At 68.0% G+C, this 18,072-nt stretch carries 16 protein-coding genes; 4 read left to right on the plus strand and 12 right to left on the minus strand.

Going from position 1 to position 18,072, the window contains the following annotated elements; genetic code table 11:
- Positions 1 to 101: 101 nt before the first annotated feature.
- The gene (locus tag CFB45_RS21335; RefSeq protein WP_089427247.1) at positions 102 to 1,022 is read right to left on the minus strand and encodes a bestrophin family protein; all 921 of its coding nucleotides are present in this window, start codon (positions 1,020 to 1,022) and stop codon (positions 102 to 104) included.
- 12 nt (positions 1,023 to 1,034) lie between these two features.
- Positions 1,035 to 3,359 (minus strand): FdhF/YdeP family oxidoreductase, encoded by a 2,325-nt coding sequence (locus CFB45_RS21340; RefSeq protein ID WP_089427248.1) that lies wholly within the window; start codon positions 3,357 to 3,359, stop codon positions 1,035 to 1,037.
- 155 nt (positions 3,360 to 3,514) lie between these two features.
- Between CFB45_RS21340 and CFB45_RS21350 the strand changes: the two genes are divergently transcribed.
- Complete coding sequence (locus tag CFB45_RS21350; RefSeq protein ID WP_089427250.1) at positions 3,515 to 4,936, plus strand: aminotransferase-like domain-containing protein; 1,422 nt, start codon at positions 3,515 to 3,517, stop codon at positions 4,934 to 4,936.
- A gap of 53 nt (positions 4,937 to 4,989) precedes the next feature.
- Here the strand turns inward: CFB45_RS21350 and CFB45_RS21355 are convergent, their stop codons facing one another.
- Together CFB45_RS21355 and CFB45_RS21360 are read right to left on the minus strand one after the other, a co-directional pair.
- Positions 4,990 to 6,240: a mechanosensitive ion channel family protein gene (locus CFB45_RS21355; protein ID WP_089427251.1), complete on the minus strand. Its 1,251-nt coding sequence runs from the start codon at positions 6,238 to 6,240 to the stop codon at positions 4,990 to 4,992.
- Positions 6,241 to 6,350: 110 nt separating this feature from the next.
- Positions 6,351 to 6,638: a hypothetical protein gene (locus CFB45_RS21360; protein WP_144025217.1), complete on the minus strand. Its 288-nt coding sequence runs from the start codon at positions 6,636 to 6,638 to the stop codon at positions 6,351 to 6,353.
- A 97-nt stretch (positions 6,639 to 6,735) separates the two neighbouring features.
- Here CFB45_RS21360 and CFB45_RS21365 point away from each other — a divergent pair, with 97 nt between their 5' ends.
- On the plus strand, positions 6,736 to 8,454 hold the full coding sequence (locus CFB45_RS21365; RefSeq protein WP_089427253.1) for a SulP family inorganic anion transporter: 1,719 nt from the start codon (positions 6,736 to 6,738) through the stop codon (positions 8,452 to 8,454).
- A 130-nt stretch (positions 8,455 to 8,584) separates the two neighbouring features.
- Here the strand turns inward: CFB45_RS21365 and CFB45_RS21370 are convergent, their stop codons facing one another.
- The 6 genes from CFB45_RS21370 to CFB45_RS21395 all read right to left on the minus strand — a co-directional run bounded on the left by CFB45_RS21370 (position 8,585) and on the right by CFB45_RS21395 (position 13,112).
- Positions 8,585 to 10,039, minus strand: a complete 1,455-nt coding sequence (locus CFB45_RS21370; RefSeq protein ID WP_089427254.1) for a DHA2 family efflux MFS transporter permease subunit — start codon at positions 10,037 to 10,039, stop codon at positions 8,585 to 8,587.
- A complete protein-coding gene (locus CFB45_RS21375) occupies positions 10,036 to 10,599 on the minus strand; it encodes an isochorismatase family protein (protein WP_089427255.1) in 564 nt (187 codons plus the stop codon). Before CFB45_RS21375 ends, CFB45_RS21370 begins: the two co-directional genes overlap by 4 nt.
- Before the next feature lie 66 nt (positions 10,600 to 10,665).
- Positions 10,666 to 11,121 (minus strand): MarR family winged helix-turn-helix transcriptional regulator, encoded by a 456-nt coding sequence (locus tag CFB45_RS21380; protein WP_089427256.1) that lies wholly within the window; start codon positions 11,119 to 11,121, stop codon positions 10,666 to 10,668.
- 73 nt (positions 11,122 to 11,194) lie between these two features.
- A complete protein-coding gene (locus CFB45_RS21385; RefSeq protein WP_089427257.1) occupies positions 11,195 to 11,428 on the minus strand; it encodes a DUF7661 family protein in 234 nt (77 codons plus the stop codon).
- Between the two features lie 44 nt (positions 11,429 to 11,472).
- Positions 11,473 to 12,570, minus strand: a complete 1,098-nt coding sequence (locus CFB45_RS21390; protein ID WP_089427258.1) for a serine hydrolase — start codon at positions 12,568 to 12,570, stop codon at positions 11,473 to 11,475.
- Positions 12,571 to 12,812: 242 nt separating this feature from the next.
- Entirely contained in the window at positions 12,813 to 13,112 is a 300-nt protein-coding gene (locus CFB45_RS21395) for a hypothetical protein (RefSeq protein ID WP_089427259.1), read from the minus strand.
- Between the two features lie 51 nt (positions 13,113 to 13,163).
- On the opposite strand from CFB45_RS21395, the gene CFB45_RS21400 reads away from it, so the two are divergent.
- Positions 13,164 to 14,039, plus strand: coding sequence for a LysR family transcriptional regulator (locus CFB45_RS21400; RefSeq protein WP_089427260.1), 876 nt, complete (start codon positions 13,164 to 13,166; stop codon positions 14,037 to 14,039).
- A 79-nt stretch (positions 14,040 to 14,118) separates the two neighbouring features.
- Positions 14,119 to 14,403 (plus strand): transcriptional regulator, encoded by a 285-nt coding sequence (locus tag CFB45_RS21405; protein WP_089427261.1) that lies wholly within the window; start codon positions 14,119 to 14,121, stop codon positions 14,401 to 14,403.
- 58 nt (positions 14,404 to 14,461) lie between these two features.
- Here the strand turns inward: CFB45_RS21405 and CFB45_RS21410 are convergent, their stop codons facing one another.
- Both CFB45_RS21410 and mgtA read right to left on the minus strand, forming a co-directional pair.
- Positions 14,462 to 15,205: a transporter gene (locus tag CFB45_RS21410; protein ID WP_089427262.1), complete on the minus strand. Its 744-nt coding sequence runs from the start codon at positions 15,203 to 15,205 to the stop codon at positions 14,462 to 14,464.
- Positions 15,206 to 15,285: 80 nt separating this feature from the next.
- Positions 15,286 to 18,051: a magnesium-translocating P-type ATPase gene (gene mgtA, locus CFB45_RS21415; RefSeq protein ID WP_089427263.1), complete on the minus strand. Its 2,766-nt coding sequence runs from the start codon at positions 18,049 to 18,051 to the stop codon at positions 15,286 to 15,288.
- Between the last annotated feature and the right edge of the window lie 21 nt (positions 18,052 to 18,072).

Genomic DNA, 18,072 nt, shown 5'->3' on the forward strand with positions numbered 1-18,072 from the left:
GGTCGTCGACGGTGCGGCCCAATCCACGGCAGGACTCGTACCGAGAATGCAGGGGACGTCAACGCCGGGCAGCGCGTCGCTACCGGGCCGAGTCGGCCGGATCAACTGAGCCGCCAGGCCTTGCCCGGCCTCACTTCCGCCGGCAGCGGCTCGCGGTTCAGCTCGAGCAGCGTGCGCTCGATCTGCCGCGTCATTGCATCGAGTGCGAGATGGTTCGGCCCGTCGCCGAACGGCTCGGCGATCGCATGTGCGATCGCGTCGAGGGCGATCAGCGTATAGGCGACGAACACGCTGACGAACGGCGTCGCCGCGCCGATCGAATCGACGAGACCGAACGGCAGCAGCACGCAGTACGCATAGATGGTCCGGTGCAGCAGCACGTCGTATGAAAACGGGATCGGCGTCGACGCAATCCGTTCGCAGCCGCTCACCATCGCGACGAGATCGTCGAGGCGCGCGTCGAGCATCCACAGTCGCGTGTCGGAGAGCTGGCCCGCATCGGCGCGTGCGGTGAACGCTTCGCGCAGTGCGTGCACGATGACGACCGGGCGGAACCGCGCAGCGGCAACGCGCGCGTAAGCGGCGCCGTCGAGCAGCCCGAGCAGGTCCGCGGCCGGATCGGTGCCGCGCAGTTGATGCTTGAGCGCATAGACGAACGCGACGACCGTCCGCACGAACGCGCGCCGCGATGCGTCGTCACGGTCGATCGCGCCATAGCAGAGCGCCTGCGACACCAGCGTGCGCGTGGCGGTCAGCACGCCGCCCCACAGTTGCCGGCCCTCGCGGTAGCGTTCGTAGCTCGCGTTGTTGCGGAACCCCGCGAAGATCGCGAGCGTGAGGCCGATCAGCGTGAACGGCGTCGGGTTCAGCGGCACCTTCTCGCCGAGCACGCGGCCGCCGCCCCAGACCGCGACGAGGCTGATCGCGAGCGTCAGCACGAGCTGCGGCAGGATGGTCGGCAGCACCGAGCCGTTCCAGACGAGCAGCATCCGCAGCCAGTGCTCGCGCGGACGAACGATCATCGCGGCGCTCCGTCAGGCGGCAATCGAGGCCGGCGCGGCCGCGCGATGCAGCAGCACGGGAATCGACTTCGACGTCGGTGTGTTGCACACGTCGCCGACGCTGTCGAGCGGCACGAGCGGGTTCGTTTCCGGGTAGTACGCGCCGATGCAGCCGCGCGGGATGTCGTACTCGACGAGCAGGAAGCCGTCCGCGCGCCGCTCGATGCCGTCGTGCCACACGGTTTCCATGTCGACCCAGTCGCCGGCCTTCAGCCCGAGCATCGCGAGGTCGTCACGGTTGGCGAACACCACGCGGCGCTGGCCGAACACGCCGCGATAGCGGTCGTCGAGCCCGTAGACGGTCGTGTTGTACTGGTCGTGCGAGCGCGTCGTCATCAGCGTCATCAGGCGCTCGCCGTGCAGCGCGCGGGCACGCTGGATCGGCGTGTCGGCCGGCAGCGCGTGCGCGATGAAGTTCGCCTTGCCCGTCGGCGTGAGCCATTCACGGTCGCGCGACGCGACGCGCAGGTGGAAGCCGCCCGGTCGCGCGATGCGCGTGTTGTAGTCGTAGAAGCCGTCGAGCGTCGCCTCGATCGCGTCGCGGATCTTCGCGTAGTCGTCCTTGTAGGCAAGCCAGTCGATCTTGCCGCTGCCGAACAGCGCATGACCCATGTGCGCGACGATCGCGGGCTCCGACATCAGGTTCGGCGACGCCGGCTTGTTCATCCCGTACGACACGTGGACCATGCTCATCGAATCCTCGACCGTCACGCCTTGCGCGACGTTGTCCTGCAGGTCGATTTCGGTGCGGCCGAGCGTCGGCAGGATCAGCGCGTCGCGGCCGTGGATCAGGTGGCTGCGGTTCAGCTTCGTCGTGATGTGCACGGAGAGGTCGCAGCGGCGCATGCCTTCCCACGTGCGCGGCGTGTCGGGCGTCGCCATCGCGAAGTTGCCGCCGAGGCCGATCAGCACCTTCACGTGGCCCTCGAGCATCCCTTCGATCGTCTCGACGACGTCGTAGCCGTGGTGGCGCGGCGGTTCGAAGTCGAACACGTGGCCGAGCCGGTCGAGGAATGCCTGCGACGGCTTTTCCTCGATGCCGACCGTGCGGTTGCCCTGCACGTTCGAGTGGCCGCGCACCGGGCACAGGCCCGCGCCGGGGCGGCCGATGTTGCCGCGCATCAGCATCAGGTTGGTCAGCATCTGCACGGTCGCGACCGAATGCTTGTGCTGCGTGATGCCCATGCCCCACGTCGCGATCACGCGCTCGCTGCGTGCATAGAGCTGCGCGAGGCTGTCGATCTGCTCGTACGGCACGCCGCTTTCGGCCGTCAGCGCCGACCAGCTTTCGTTGCGCAGGTCGTCGGCGAATGCGTCGAAGCCGGCCGTGTGCTCGCCGATGAACGCGGTGTCGAGCACGCGCGGCGCACCGGCGGCGCGCGCGGCGTCGTCGAGTTCGAGCACGCGCTTCGCCATCCCCTTGATCAGCGCGAAATCGCCGCCGATCGTCGGCTGGATGAACGTCGATGCGATCTTCGTGCCCGACATCGTCAGCATCTCGATCGGGCTTTGCGGATCGGCGAAGCGTTCGAGGCCGCGCTCCTTCAGCGGGTTGATCGACACGATCGTCGCGCCGCGCTTCGCGCACTCGCGCAGCTCGCCCATCATCCGCGGGTGGTTGGTGGCCGGGTTCTGGCCGAAGATCAGCAGCGTGTCCGCATGTTCGAAATCGTCGAGCGTGACGGTGCCCTTGCCGACGCCGACCGATGCCGGCAGCCCGCGGCTCGTCGCCTCGTGGCACATGTTCGAGCAGTCGGGGAAGTTGTTCGTGCCGTACAGCCGCACGAGCAGCTGGTACAGGAACGCCGCTTCGTTGCTCGCGCGGCCGGACGTGTAGAACGCGGCCTGGTTCGGGTCGGGCAGCGCCCGCAGGTGGCGCGCGATCAGCGCGAACGCGTCGTCCCATGCGATCGGCACGTAGCGGTCGGTCTGCGCGTCGTACACCATCGGGTCGGTGAGCCGGCCGTGCTGCTCGAGTTCGAAATCCGACTGTTCGAGCAGCTCGGTGACCGTGTGCGCGGCGAAGAATTCGGGCGTCACGCGCTTGCTCGTCGCTTCCGCGGCCACGGCCTTCACGCCGTTTTCGCAGAATTCGAACGTCGACGCGTGCTGGCGATCGGGCCACGCGCAGCCCGGGCAGTCGAAGCCGTCCGGCTGGTTCTGGCGCAGCAGCGTCCGGTAGTTGCCGCCCGCGACCTTTTCCTTGATCAGGTTGATCGTGACGGCTTTCAGCGCGCCCCAGCCGGCGGCCGGGTGGGTGTACGGTTCGATGCGCGCGGTGGCGGATTTCTTTTTCATGATGCAGCGGGTGTCGGGGTCGATGGATGCAGAGTACGCGCGGCCCCCGTCCGGCTGTGTGTACACCTGTTCATTCCAAAAAAGAGTACAGTTGCGGCCATTCAGGCAGTGCGGATCGCAACTGTATTGTTGAAGGGAAGTTGAAAGGGAGGCGCGTGAAGCGTTACGAACAACTGGCCGACGATCTCCAGGCGCAGATCGAGCGCGGCGTGTACCGGCCCGGCGAGCGGATTCCGTCGGTGCGGCAGGCGAGCCGGCAGCAGCAGCTCAGCGTCACGACCGTGCTGCGCGCGTACCTCGTGCTGGAAAGCCGCGGCCTGATCGAGAGCCGGCCGCAATCGGGCTACTTCGTCCGTGCGCGCGCGTCGGCGCCGGCCGAGGCCGAGCTGCACATGTCGGCGCCGGCCGCCGAGCCGTCGGCCGTGGACGTGAGCCGGCTCGTGCTGTCGACGCTGCGCTCGATCTCGCGCGACGACGCGGTGCCGCTCGGTTCGCCGTATCCCGATGCATCGCAGTTTCCGGTGCAGCGTCTTGCGCGCTATGCGCAGACGATCGGCCGCCGCCGCACGCGCTGGGGCGTGATCGACGATCTGCCGCCCGGCAACCAGGAGCTGATCCGCCAGATCGTGCGGCGCTACGCGGAGCGCGGGATCGTGGTCGAACCCGGCGAGATCGTGGTGACGATCGGTGCGACCGAGGCGATCAACCTGTGCCTGCAGGCCGTCGCGAAGCCGGGCGACACGATCGCCGTGGAGTCGCCGACCTTCTACGCGATGCTGCACGCGATCGAGCGGATGGGCATGCGCGCACTGGAAGTCGCGACGCACCCGGTCGACGGCATCGATCTCGACGCGCTCGAACGGGTCCTCGAACGCGAGCGCATCGCCGCGTGCATGGTGATGCCGAACTTCCAGAATCCGCTCGGTTTCCAGATGCCCGACTCGCGCAAGCGCGCGCTCGTCGAACTGCTGGCGAAGCACGGCGTGCCGGCGATCGAGAGCGACGTCTATCACGAGCTGCACTTCGGCGACACGACGCCGAGCGCGCTGAAGTCGTTCGACCGCGACGGGCTCGTGCTGCATTGCGCGTCGTTCACGAAGAGCCTGTCGCCGCGCTACCGGATCGGCTGGGCGATGCCGGGCCGCTACCGCGATCAGGTCGAGAAGCTGAAATTCCTGAACACGCTGGCCACGCCCGCGATCGAGCAGCTCGCGATTGCCGAGTACCTGAAATACGACGGCTACGATTTCCACCTGCGGCGCATGCGCAAGCAGTACGCGCAGCAGGCGAGCCTGATGAGCGCGATGGTGCGGCGTTTCTTTCCGGAAGGCACGCGGCTGTCGCAGCCGCAGGGCGGGTACGTGCTGTGGGTCGAGCTGCCGCGGCAGGTCGATGCGATGAAGCTGTATGCGGCCGCGCTCGCTCAAGGAATCACGGTCGGCCCCGGACACATGTTCTCGGCGAGCACCGATTACCGGCATTTCATCCGGCTCAACTACAGCTATCCGTGGTCGCGACAGATCGAGGATGCGTTGAAGGTACTCGGGCGGCTCGCGTCGGAGTGCGCGGCGCGCTGAGTGCGGGGGCCGCGCGGCAAGCGGCGGCCGACGCTCGGCCGCCACCGCGTGCATCACCCCGCGTGCGGCGCCTGCAGCCCGGCTTGCGCGGCGCCGACCATCTGCCGCATGTCGAAGCCCGACGGGTGCTGGTACACGCGCAGCCCGAACTCCGGCAGCACCGCGATCAGGTGATCGAACAGGTCGGACTGGATGGCCTCGTAGTCGACCCACGTCGTCGTGTCGGTGAAGCAGTACAGTTCGAGCGGAATGCCTTCGGCCGTGAGCGGCAGTTGCCGCGCCATGCAGGTCATGTCGCGGCGGATGCGCGGATGGCCCTTCAGGTAGTTCGCGACATACGCGCGGAACGTGCCGAGGTTCGTCAGCTGGCGGCGGTTCGCCGGGCAGTCGCCGGCCGCGCCGAGCGTGCCGTTCCATTGCTCGATCGCGTCGACCTTGTCCTCGAGATAGTCCTTCAGCAGCGTCAGGCGTTCGAGCCGTTCGATCTCGTCGTGGGAGAGAAAACGCACGCTCGTCGCGTCGACGAACAGCGCGCGCTTGATGCGGCGCCCGCCCGCTTCGGTCATTCCGCGCCAGTTCTGGTAGCTCTCGGTGATCAGCTTCCAGGTGGGCACGGTGATGATCGTGTGATCGAAGTTCGCGACCTTGACGGTGTTCAGCGTGATGTCGATCACGGTGCCGTCCGCGCCGGCCGACGGCATCGTGATCCAGTCGCCGATCCGCAGCATGTCGTTCGACGACAGCTGCACGCCCGCGACCAGGCCGAGCAGCGTGTCCTTGAAGATCAGCATCAGCACCGCGGACATCGCACCGATGCCCGACAGCAGCAGGCCGATCTGCTTGCCGGTCGCGTCGCCGATCACGACCAGCGCGGCCGTGATGAACATCACGAGCTTGACGAGCTGCATCGCGCCTTTCAGCGACAGGTGCGGCTGGCCGCGCTGATCGCGCTGGTACGTGCGATGCGTGTGTTCGAGCGCCGACAGCGTCGCGCTGACGGTCATCGTCACGAGGAACACGATCAGCGCGAACAGCACCTTGTCGGCGACCTCCGCGGCCGTCTCGGGGATGCCGGGCACCGCGCCGAGCCCGAACTTGATCACGACGAACGGGACGATGCGGTTCAGCCACTTGAATGCGCCGAACTCGAACAGCGCGTCGTCGACGCGCGTGGCGGACAGCCGGGCGAGCCGCGCGACCACGCGGAACAGCAGGAAATGGACGACGGCGGTGATCGCACCGGCGGCGGCGAGCAGGATGAGGGTGCCGACGAGCGGCGCAAACCAGGATTCGTTCAGGGTCATAGGGGCAAACAGGGGCCTTCTCGTGCGTTGAATCGGCGCCGCGGCGCGGCGCGCGCCCGGTGAAGGGCACATGAAAGGGACCGTGATTGTGCCATCGGGTTCCGGGCGCGTTACTGCGAGTGCATGGTGCGTGGCTCCCGAATCTCCTCACCATTGCGTAGGTTTCCTCTGTAATCGGGTGAGGGCGGGTGGTGAAAGCGCATCACCGCGAGCCGCCGCGCGCGCATGTCGCCGGATGCGTTGCGCACCGGGCCGGGGATCGGCTGCAGCCCGCTCCAGCGGGCCTTCGCGCTTCGATGCGCGTGAACGGCGATCCATGCAATCATGCGGGCGTCGCCCGTGCCGGCGCGTGTGACGCTCGCTTTCGCGTGCGGCTCATCGCCGACGGTGAGCGACACGTGCCACCTTCGCGCACTTGCCATGGGACGCCTGCCCGGGGCACGATGCACGAACGACTTCGCGAACCACGCCACCCCGTATTCACGCATTCCACGCATGCAAGATTCCAACGAAAGCCGCCCGTCGGGCGTGCGGCTGCTGAAAGGCATCCTCCCGATCCGCCGTGGCGGGGCGATCCGCGACGTGTTCGCGGGTATTTCGCTCGCGTCGATGGACATCCCGCAGGTGCTCGGCTATGCGCGCATCGCCGGCATGCCGGCCGTCACGGGCCTCTACACGGTGTTCCTGCCGCTCGTCGCGTTCGCGTGCTTCGGTGCGTCGCGGCATCTGGTGGTGGCCGCCGATTCCGCGACCGCGACGATCTTCGCGAGCCGGCTGTCGTCGATGGCGCCGGCCGGCAGCGCCGAGTACGTGGCGCTGGCCGGCATGGTCGCGCTGCTGACCGCCGCGATGCTGCTGCTTGCACGCCTCTTCAAGCTCGGCTTTCTCGCCGATTTCCTGTCGCGCACGGTGCTGGTCGGCTTTCTCGCCGGCGTCGGCGTGCAGGTGTCGATCGCGATGCTCGGCGACATGCTCGGGCTGGCCGTGCCGTACCCGGCGTCGCGCAGCCTGGCGCAGCTCGACTACGTCGTCACGCATCTCGTCCACACGAACCGGCCGACGTTCGCGCTCGCGGCGCTCGTCGTCGTCGCGATTCTCGCGTGCAAACGGTTCCTGCCGCGCGTGCCGATGCCGATGATCGTGGTCGTGGGCAGCATCGCCGCAAGCTACGCGTTCGGGTTCGCCGCGCACGGCATCGCGGTGCTCGGGCCGGTCGCCGGCGGGCTGCCGCCGTTGCGCTGGCCGTCCGTCACGTGGCAGCAGTGCCTCGATCTCGTGCCGGTCGCGGCTTCGTGCTTCGTGATGATCATCGCGCAGAGTGCGGCCGCCGCACGCGTGTTCGCGCAGCAGTATGACGAGGAGGTCGACACCAACGCCGACATCCTCGGCCTCGCGGCCGCGAATGCGGCGGCGGCGGTGGGCGGCGCGTTCGTCGTCAACGGCAGCCCGACGCAGACGGCGATGGCCGACGGCGCGGGCGTGCGCAGCCAGATCGGGCACCTCGCATTCGCGGCCGTGGTGGCGGTGGTCCTGCTGTTCTTCAGCACCTATCTGCAGTACCTGCCGCATGCGGTGCTGGCCGGCATCGTGTTCACGATCGCGCTCGGGCTGATCAACGTGCGCAGTCTCGCCGCGATCCGCAAGGAAAGCCCCGGCGAGTTCACGCTCGCGCTGGTGACGGCACTGGCCGTCGTGACGGTCGGCGTCGAGCACGGCATCCTGCTGGCCGTCGCGCTGTCGCTGATGCGGCACGTGCGCCACAGCTACCAGCCGCACACGATGGTGCTCGAACCGGTCGACGGCAACGGGCGGTGGCAGCCGGTGCCCACGCGGCGCGGCGCGATGACGGCGCCGGGGCTGATCGTCTACCGGTTCGGCTCCGACCTGTTCTTCGCGAACGATCATCTGTTCACCGCCGAAGTGACCGAGCTCGTCGAGGCGGCGCCGGTGCCGACGCGCTGGTTCGTCGTCGATGCGGGCGCGATCACCGATATCGACTACTCGGCCGCGCGGACGCTGACCGACCTCGTCAGGATGCTGCAGGCACGCGGGATCGGTGTGCTGTTCGGGCGTGTCAATCGCTACTTGCGCGCGGACATGGATCGTCACCGGATCACGGAGATCGTCGGCGCGTCGTGCATCTTCCCGACACTGCACCAAGCACTGGAGGCCGCCGGCACGACGCCGGCGCCGCAGGAACCGGGCATCGTGTAGCGGGAGCGGGCGCTAGGCCGCCGCCCGCACGCGCGCGAAGCCGTTGCGCAGGTGGCGTCGATCGTGCCGATGTGGCTGCCATGGCGACGCCGCGCGCGGGGCACAGCGCAGCGTGATGGAGCGCCCGCAGTCAGCGCGAACCGGCGCGCGCGGCGCCGGCAGGTTTCCCGCCCGCACCGGCCGACCACAACGGCAGTCGCAGCGTCGTGACGAAGCTCGCCGCGTGCAGCACGCAAAGCAGGCCGAACGCCCACGCATACGCGTTCGCCTGCGTGCCGCCGCTCGCCACCGATTCGGCCTGCAGCCGCCACGCGAGGAACAGCGAGCAGATCGTCGTGAACGTCGGGCCACCGAGACGCTGCACGATATTGAGCGAGGTCGTCGCCATCGGCAGGTTGCGGCGCTCGACCGACGCATACGCGGCGGAAATCGACGGCGCGCCGATCGCGCTCTGGCCCATGCCGCGCAGGAACAGCGCGGGCACGAGCAGGACCGGATCGTAGCCGCTCAGCGCGAGAAACACCAACGGCAGCGTCGCGAACAGCGCGAGCAGGGCGCCTGCGGCGGCCAGCCGGCGCACGCCGAACCGGCTCGTGAGCGCGCCCATCGACGGGTAGGTGACCAGCATGCCGAGCCCCATCGGCGCGAGCAGCCAGCCCATTTCGCCGGGCGTGCGGCCGCAGGCCTGGATCAGGAACACCGGAATCAGCATCTGGCCCGCGAACAGCGCGCCGTTCGACAGGAATTGCGTCGACGCGGCCGCGCCGAATACCTTGCGGCGAAACAGCGCCAGATCGATCAGCGCGTGGTCGCCCTTGCGCGTTTCGACCCGCAGGAACGCCGCGAGCAACAGCGCGGCCGCGACGATCGCCGCGATGCCGAGCGCTTCGTTGATCCGCTCGATCCCGTACAGGAACAGCACGAGCGCCGGCGACAGCAGCGCGAGGCCGACCCAGTCGAGTTCGCGCGGCTGCGTGTCGTCGCGGTCGCCGGGCAGGAACCGCACGGCCAGCGCGAGCGCCAGCACGCCGACGGGCAGGTTCACGAGAAACAGCCAGCGCCACGACGTGTGCTGCAGGATCGCGCCGGCGACGACCGGGCCGAGGATCGGCGCGAGCAGCACCGGCACGGCCGCGTAGCCGATCACGCGCGCCATCTGCTGGCCGGCGACGCGCGCGATCATCATCTGCGCCATCGGCGCGAGCAGCCCGCCGCTCACGCCTTGCAGCACGCGGAAGGCGATCAGCGACGGCGCGGACCACGCGAGCCCGCACAGCGCCGACGTGAGCGTGAACGCCGAGAAGCACCACAAATACAGCGCCTTCGCGCCGATCCGGTCGACGAGCCAGCCGTTCAGCGGCAGCACCAGCGTGAGCGCGAGCAGGTAGCCGCTCGTCACCCACTGGATCGTCGAAAGGTTCGCGTGCAGGTCGGTCGCGAGACTCGACAGCGACACGTTGACGATCGTCGCGTCGAGTTGCGACAGCAACGAGCCCAGCACCGCGACCGCGCTGACCTTCCAGATCGACGGATCGAGCCGGCCGGCCGCGTGGTCCCGCGCCGGCCGAGTGCGTGGATCGCTCACGCGCCGCGCCGGTCGAGCAGCGCGACGATGTCCTGCGTCGTGCCCGTCTCGCCGAGGCGCGGGAACAGGCGCTCGACGCTGTTCACATGTGCATCCGCGTTGAGGTCGGTCATCGCATCGACGGCGAGCGTGACGTTGTAGCCGAGTTCATGCGCCTGCCGTGCAGTCGATTCGACGCCGATGCTCGTCGCGACGCCGGTCAGCACGATCTGCGTGACGCCGGCCGCCTTCAGGTGCGCGTCGAGGTCGGTGCCGGTGAAGGCGCCCCAGGTCTTTTTCGTCACGAGGTGGTCGCCCGGTTGCCGGTTCAGTTCGGGCACGAGTTCGGCCCAGTCAGCCGGGAGCTGTGCCGTGCGCGGCGGTTGCTCGGTGCGACCCGGTGCGCCGCCCGCGACGTTGACGAGCACGACCGGCAGGCCGCGGCTGCGGAATGCGTCGAGCAGTTCACGGGTGTGCGCGATCACCGGTTCGACCGGGTGCGCGGTGGGCAGGGCGACGATGCCTTTCTGCAGGTCGATGACGACGAGGGCCGTGTTCGTGTCGAGACGGGTTGCGCTCATGATGGGACTCCGTGAATGGGCGAAGGAAGCCGTGCGCGCGAATGCGGTGGGGCGCGCCGGCCGGATTCATTGCTCGCCGATGCGGCGGATCAGCGGGATCGCGGCGGCGAGCGTGGCGATGTCTTCGGGATCGAGTTGCGCGATCGCGGCGCCGAGCCACTTGTGCTTCGCGGCGTTGCGCTTGAGCCGCGCGTCGAGGCCGGCCGCGGTCAGCCGGAACAGGATCTGGCGGCCGTCGGTCGGATGCGGTTCGCGTTCGACGAGACCATCTTCCTCGAGGCTGGCAAGCGTCGCCTTCATCGACTGCGGCTTCATCGCTTCGGCGCGCGCGAGGTCGGCGGTCGTCATCGGCCCGTGCCGTTCGAGTCGCGCGAGCGCGCTCGTTTGGGACATGCCGAGCCCGCCGGATTCGATCTCGGAGCGGAGCCGGCGGATCAACTGGCCGACCGCGAGGGTCAGATCGGCGGCGACGATATCGGCGGAAACGCCGGATTTGCGTGGCGGGTTCATGCGGCGGATCATAGGACACGACAGTTAAACTTGCAAGTTTAACTGTCGAATTGATCGCCGGATCGCGGTGCAGCCGGGCGGGTGGTTACGCGCCGGGGAGCGGGACCGGTACGACTTCGCTGTATCGCGGGGTCGCGCTTTCGTGCAGCAGGTCGCCGAGGTATTGCGCCAGTTCGTCGGCGGCAAGCTCGGACGGAATGTGCAGGTTTGCCGGGCGCCGCTTGCCCTCGGCGCCGAGAGCGAACACGATCCAGCGGTCGTTCTTGCGGACGACGGCGAGTAGCCGGCCAAATGCGTTGAAGCGGTATTCGTCCTGCATGGCGTCGCTCCGTGACGGTGAACGCGCCGGCCGCCCGTGCGCGCTTACTGGATCGAGCAGGACAGCCAGCGGTGGATCTTGATGGCATCGCTCGAGACGCCCGCGCGCGTTGGCGCACCGAGCAGCACGACCGTTTCGCGGCGGCCCTTCACCCGCATGCGCATCACGACGCCGTGGCCCGACTCGTTGATGAAGCCGGTCTTCTGCAGCCGGATCGGCAGGCGGCGGTAGCGGACGAGCGGGTCGGAATTCACATACAGCAGCTCGCCGTCGCCCGGGCGCACGGTGGTCGACGTATCCGTCGAGAAATAGCGGATCAGCGGATCCTGCGCGGCCGCGCCGACGAGCTTCGCGAGATCCTCCGCCGTCGACACGTTGTGCGGCGACAGGCCGGTGGGCTCACGGAAGTGCGTATGATGCATGCCGAGCCGACGCGCTTCGCGGTTCATTGCCTTGACGAACGCGGCGCGTCCGCCCGGATAGTCGCGGCTCAGCGCGGCGGCCGCGCGGTTTTCCGACGACATCAGCGCGATATGGAACATCTCGCGGCGCGACAGTTCCGAGCCGACCTGCAGGCGCGACCCGGTGAACTTGATCGTGTCGCGGTCGTGCGCGGTGACGCGCAGCACGCCGTTCAGCGGACGGTCGGCGTCGCGCGCGACGACGGCCGTCATCAGCTTCGAGATCGACGCGATCGGCCGCACGGTGCGTGCGTTGCGGGCCAGCAGCGGCGTGCCAGAGTCGACGTCTAGCACGTAGGCGGCGCGTGAATGGAGCGAGTTGACTGCGCGTGGGGTATAGCCGCAGCTCGCCATCAGGCGCGGCTTGGCGGCCGGGCGTGGGCGCACCGCATTCGAACGTTTCGCGCGGCGCTGCTGCGGGGCCGGTGCCGCCTGGCGCTTGACTGCCTGGTGCTTCACGCGCGGGCGGCGGTGCTTGACGGCCTTCTGCTTACGCTGCGCGGGCTTTTTCCTGACGGCTTTCTTGACGACCTTTTTCGCATGCGGCTGCACATGCGCGACGCGCTGCGGCGTGTGACGTTGTGCGGACGACGCGTTCGTCGAGAAGGCGAACATCAGCATCGACAGGGCGACGAGCAGGGTGGTCCGGGCGAGAGGCAGGCGCGCGATGAGGCCGGTCAAGCGAAAGTCTCCTTGTCACGCGTGGCGAGGCGGCGTGAAATGCGTGGGCGGTCAGCGGGATGCGGAAAATTATACGGTCGATCGCTGGGCGATGACGATTGAAGGCGGGAAAAGATGCGCGATTCGGTGAAATTGGGCGACGCTGATCGGTGATTCGAGGAGGGCGCAGTGGCCTGCGCGCTGGCGGTCGCGCGATATATGACGCGATACGTGGCGCGATCGTGGGTCGATAGCGCCGATGCTCAACGCGGCCAGTTGCGCCGCGACACCACCGCGAAGCTGATCGCGATCGAGCCGGTTACGGGGCGCGGCGGTGCGTCGTTCGTCGCGCTCATCGCGTCCACCGCATCGCCGAAACGAAAGCGGCGGCCGCGGCCGTCAGCGCGTTCGGCACGACGTTTCGGCGCGCGCGGATCAGCCGTTGCGGCGCGCTCATCGAGGGCGGCCCGTGCGCACGACGTGTCGTCGGGCGGACATTCACAGACGAGATCTACAGACATGACGGTCGATTCCTGAAAGGGCATGTCCGTATTGAACGCCATCGCATTCGATCGGTAAAATGAATGTTTCGATCGTTACGATTCCTTTTAAGAATGGAATTGAAACTGCTGCGAACCTTCCTGACGGTCACTGAGCTGAGCCATTTCAGCCGCGCGGCCGATGCGCTGCACATGAGCCAGCCGGCACTGAGCAAGCAGATCGGCGCGCTCGAGGCGAGCCTCGGCGGCAAGCTGTTCGAGCGCGGCCGGCACGGCGCGGAACTCACCGCGTTCGGCGAGCGCTTCCTGCCCGATGCGCAGGCGCTGGTGCGCGATGCGGACGAGATTCTCGTGCGCGCGCGTGAGCTGTCGAGCGGGCAGCGCGGTCATTTGCGGCTGGGCATCTGCCTGTCGGTGCTGACGCTCGTCCCGAAGCTCGTCGCGGAATTTCGCAGCCGGAATCCCGGCATTGCCGTGACGTTGAGCGACCTGTCGTCCGCGGAGCAGACGCGCCGGTTGCGCGCGGGCAAGCTCGATGCGGGATTCCTGCGCCTGCCGTCGGACGAAGGTTTGTCGTCGTTCAAGGTGATCGACGAGGCGCTGGCGCTGGCGGTACCGCCGCATCTCGGCCTGAAGCGCGTGCCGGCCGATCTCGGCACGCTCAACGAGATCGGCTTCATCGCGTTGCAGCGCGCACGCGGCCAAGGGTTGGCCGCGCAGGTCGACCGGTGGTGCGTCGAGCGCCGCTTCGTGCCGCACGTGACGCAGCAGGCCGAGGACGTGCAGTCGGTGCTCGCGTCGGTCGCGGCCGGCGCGGGCGTCGCGTTCATTCCGTCGCGTGCGCAATATCTGCTGCGCGACGCGACGGTATTGCCGCTCGACGGCAAGGATGCGAAGTGGCGCGTCGGGCTCGCATGGCTGTCGGATCGTGACGATCCCGTCACCACACGCTTCGTATCGTTCATGCGTGCCGCGATCAAGAATGCATGAGGGACGAAGCGGTATAGTGTCCTCAGCCGGCAGCGGTCGCCCGATCGCCAGCCCCAGTCTCGCTCAACCACCACCACCCATGACTTCAGAATCCGACGACGCCCCGCTCGATCCCGCACTCGTCGCGACGCTCGCGACACTGAACGACGCCGCGGGCGATCCGGCCGGCAAGGCCTGGTCGCTGCCGAAGATCGCGAAACGCACGCAACTGCCGATGAGCACGCTGCGCCGCGTGCTGACGCAGCTCGACGCCGCGGGCCTGAGCGCGACGACGTTGAACGAGGACGGTACCGGCAGCGCCGCGCTGACCGACGAAGGGCGCGCGGTGTGCGCGCAACTGTTCGGCGCGAACGACGCGCAATGAAAAACGGGCCGCTGGAAGCGGCCCGTCGTCTTGCGGTTCGACGCGCGGCGTCGATGCGCTACCACCGCACCGTCACGCCGCCCATCACTGAATGATCGTAGGTCTGGTCGTTCAGCCCGCGCCGGTAGCCGAGGTCGAGATCGAGCCACGGCTTCGGCGAATAGATCGCGCCCGCGATCACGAATGCGGGATTCGCGCCGGCACCGCTTTCCGTGTGGCGCGACGTGCCGATGTCGGCCACGATCTGCAACGTGTCGGTCGCCTTGTAGATCGCCGCGCCGGACACGGCCCAGATCGACGTCAGGTCGCCCTGGCGATTCGGCTGGTACGTCATGCCCGCATTCGCGAGGAACGAAAACCGCGCGACGTCGAGCTGCGCGAGCAGCGTTGCGCCGGCGCCCACGCGGCCGGTGCCGAGCCCGCGCCGGTCGTTGCCGGTCGGCGCGGTCAGTTTCGGCTTCAGCGCGATCGACAGCGGGCCGCGCTCGACGAACCGCCATTTCATGCCGATCTCGACATCGCCGATTCCGGCGCCGTTTTCATCGGTGCGCGTTTGCAGATGCGTGTAAGGCGCGTTCACGTAGAGATCGACGTGCTCGCCGAACCCGCGCGTGAGCGTCGCGTTCCACAGCTGGTGGCGGCCGTTTTCTTCCTGTTTCGAGGTTTCCTCGGCGTTGAATTCGAACTGCCAGTTCGCGTTGCCCTGCGTGCCCGTGTCGTCGCTGACGAGCGGATGGGTGGCGAGCGCATCGAACGGCGCGAGGAAGGCGCTCGCGGCTGCGAGCGGAAGCATTCTTTTCATCGTGTCACCCGAGATGCGTGGCGAGCCTGCCGGCTTGCGCCCAGGGAGGCGCAGGCCGGCAGGTCGTCAAGCGAAGCCGTTCAGAACCACTGCTTGTAGCGGCGCACGTAGATCGTCTTGACGATCTGCGCGAGCAGGATGTAGCCGACCATCGTCGCGGCGAGCCACAGCCAGAAGGTGCCCGGCAGGTGCATGAAGCCGAGGGATTCGGCGAACGGCGAGAACGGCAGCCAGCAGCCGATCGCGATCGCGGTGAACGTCGACAGCAGCACCGGCAGCGCGGCCGTGCTCTGCAGGAACGGAATCTTCTGCGTGCGCAGCAGGTGCACGACGAGCGTCTGCGAGACCAGGCTCTCGATGAACCAGCCCGAGTTCATCACGATCTGGCCGCCGGTGCCGCCGTTCAGGTGATACATCGCACCCGCGCCGAACACCGTCCACATCAGGATGTACGTCGTGATGTCGAACACCGACGACGTCGGCCCGACCCACAGCATGAAGCGGCTGATGTTGCCGGCTTCCCACTTGCGCGGTTTCTTCAGGAACTCGGGATCCATCTTGTCCCACGGCAGCAGCATCTGCGACGTGTCGTAAATCAGGTTCAGCACGAGCAGCTGCGTCGCGAGCATCGGCTCCCACGGCAGGAACGCGCTGGCGACGAGCACCGAGAACACGTTGCCGAAGTTCGAGCTGGCGGTCATGTTCAGGTACTTCAGGATGTTGCCGAACGTCTCGCGGCCCTTGATCACGCCTTCCTCGAGCACCATCAGGCTCTTTTCGAGCAGGATGATGTCCGCGGTTTCCTTCGCGATGTCGGCGCCGCTGTCGACCGAGATGCCGACGTCGGCGTCGCGCAGCGCGGGCGCATCGTTGATGCCGTCGCCGAGGAAGCCGACCGTGTGGCCGTTCGCCTGCAGCGCCTTGACGATGCGCGCCTTCTGCAGCGGCGTGAGCTTCGCGAACACGGTCGTGCGTTCGACGACTTCCGCGAGCGTCGCGTCGTCGAGCGCTTCGATTTCCGTGCCGAGGATCGGCTTGCCGGGCTCGAGGCCGACCTGGCGGCACACCTTCATCGTGACGACCGGGTTGTCGCCCGTCAGCACCTTCACCGCGACGCCGTTTTCGCGCAGCGCGGCGAGCGCCGGCGCGGCCGATTCCTTCGGCGGATCGAGGAAGGTCAGGAAGCCGCGCACGACGAGGTCGTGTTCGTCGGCGGTGCGGTACTGCTGGCGCTCGTCGCCGCGCGGGATCGTGCGCGTCGCGAGCACGAGCACGCGGAAGCCGTCCTCGTTGTACGCGCTGGCCTGTTCGAGCAGCCGCTTGCGCGCGACGAAGTCGAGCGGGCGCACGCCGTCCTCGTCCTGCACGTGCGTGGAGACGGCCAGCATTTCCTCGACCGCGCCCTTGCAGATCAGCAGGTGCGTGCCGTGCCTGTCCTCGACGACGACCGACAGGCGGCGCCGCACGAAGTCGAACGGCAGTTCGTCGATCTTCTTGTAGCCCTGCGGCTTCACGCGCTCGCCGATCTCGTCGGCACGCGCGACGACCGCGATGTCGATCAGGTTCTTCTGGCCGCTCTGGTGGAAGCTGTTCAGCCAGCCGAGCCGCAGGATCTCCTCGTCCTTGTAGCCCGACAGGTCGAGGTGATGCTCGAGGATGATCTTGTCCTGCGTGAGCGTGCCGGTCTTGTCGGTGCACAGCACGTCCATCGCGCCGAAGTTCTGCACCGAGTTCAGCCGCTTGACGACGACCTTGCGGCGCGCCATCGCCACCGCGCCGCGCGCGAGGTTCGCGCTGACGATCATCGGCAGCATTTCGGGCGTGAGGCCCACGGCCACCGCGAGGGCGAACGTGAGCGCGCTCAGCCAGTCGCCCTTGGTCAACCCGTTGATCATGAACACGATCGGCACCATCACGAACATGAACTTGATCAGCAGCCAGCTCACGCTCGCGACGCCGCGGTCGAAGCTCGTCTCGATGCGCTTGTGGCTCACGACGTTGCGCGCGAGCGAGCCGAAATAGGTGTCCTCGCCGGTCGCGACGACGACGGCCGTCGCCGTGCCGCTGACGACGTTGGTGCCCATGAAGCAGACGTTCTCGAGATCGAGCAGCGATGCCGACGTATCGGTCGCGGAGTCGGCCGCGCGCGTGCCGGCGGATTTGCCGGCGACCGCGCCGAGCGTGTCGTACTTCTCGACGGGCAGCGCCTCGCCGGTCAGCACGGCCTGGCTGATGAACAGGTCGCGCGACGCGAGCAGGCGCACGTCCGCCGGGATCATGTCGCCGGCCGACAGGTGCACGATGTCGCCGGCCACGACTTCGCGCATCGGCACCTCGCGGCGTGTCGGCTCGGACGTGTCGGTCATGGCACGCTGCACGGTGGCCGTCGTGCGGACCATCGCCTTCAGCTTCTCGGCCGCGCGCAGCGAACGGAATTCCTGCACGAAGCGCAGCAGCGCGCTGATCGTGACCATCGTCAGCAGGATCGTCATGCCGACGTAGTCGCGATCGTCGGGCGCCGCGAAGTAGACGTCGGTGAAGAAGCTGATGGCGGCGAGTACCAGCAGCACGTAGACGAACGGGTTGTGGAACGAGAGCAGCAGCTGGCGGGTCCAGTGCGGCGGCTTGTCGTGCGCGATTTCGTTCGGGCCGTAGTGCTGCAGGCGGTCGGCGGCCTGGTCGTAGGTGAGGCCGCGCGTACTGGTGTTCAGCGACTTCAGCGTCTCTTCGAGCGGACGGGCCGCTTCCTGCGCGGCGCGCATGATGCGCGGGTCGTTCTGCTGGGCGCCGCCGGCCTTGATGAAGCCGCGCTGTTTCTTTTGCGATGTGTTGTGTCGTGTTGTCATGAGTCGCTCCTAGCGCACGAG

Origin of the sequence: Burkholderia sp. HI2500 (assembly GCF_002223055.1) — a bacterium.
Taxonomy (GTDB): domain Bacteria; phylum Pseudomonadota; class Gammaproteobacteria; order Burkholderiales; family Burkholderiaceae; genus Burkholderia.

What these genes read in the sequence shown, in the direction of transcription:
- CFB45_RS21335 (WP_089427247.1), bottom strand. Translation starts at nt 1,022, where the DNA reads ATGATCGTTCGTCCGCGCGAGCACTGGCTGCGGATGCTGCTCGTCTGG.
- CFB45_RS21385 (WP_089427257.1), bottom strand. Translation starts at nt 11,428, where the DNA reads ATGCAGGACGAATACCGCTTCAACGCATTTGGCCGGCTACTCGCCGTC.
- CFB45_RS21375 (WP_089427255.1), bottom strand. Translation starts at nt 10,599, where the DNA reads ATGAGCGCAACCCGTCTCGACACGAACACGGCCCTCGTCGTCATCGAC.
- mgtA (WP_089427263.1), bottom strand. Translation starts at nt 18,051, where the DNA reads ATGACAACACGACACAACACATCGCAAAAGAAACAGCGCGGCTTCATC.
- CFB45_RS21340 (WP_089427248.1), bottom strand. Translation starts at nt 3,359, where the DNA reads ATGAAAAAGAAATCCGCCACCGCGCGCATCGAACCGTACACCCACCCG.
- CFB45_RS21400 (WP_089427260.1), top strand. Translation starts at nt 13,164, where the DNA reads ATGGAATTGAAACTGCTGCGAACCTTCCTGACGGTCACTGAGCTGAGC.
- CFB45_RS21355 (WP_089427251.1), bottom strand. Translation starts at nt 6,240, where the DNA reads ATGACCCTGAACGAATCCTGGTTTGCGCCGCTCGTCGGCACCCTCATC.
- CFB45_RS21365 (WP_089427253.1), top strand. Translation starts at nt 6,736, where the DNA reads ATGCAAGATTCCAACGAAAGCCGCCCGTCGGGCGTGCGGCTGCTGAAA.
- CFB45_RS21395 (WP_089427259.1), bottom strand. Translation starts at nt 13,112, where the DNA reads ATGGCGTTCAATACGGACATGCCCTTTCAGGAATCGACCGTCATGTCT.
- CFB45_RS21405 (WP_089427261.1), top strand. Translation starts at nt 14,119, where the DNA reads ATGACTTCAGAATCCGACGACGCCCCGCTCGATCCCGCACTCGTCGCG.
- CFB45_RS21410 (WP_089427262.1), bottom strand. Translation starts at nt 15,205, where the DNA reads ATGAAAAGAATGCTTCCGCTCGCAGCCGCGAGCGCCTTCCTCGCGCCG.
- CFB45_RS21380 (WP_089427256.1), bottom strand. Translation starts at nt 11,121, where the DNA reads ATGATCCGCCGCATGAACCCGCCACGCAAATCCGGCGTTTCCGCCGAT.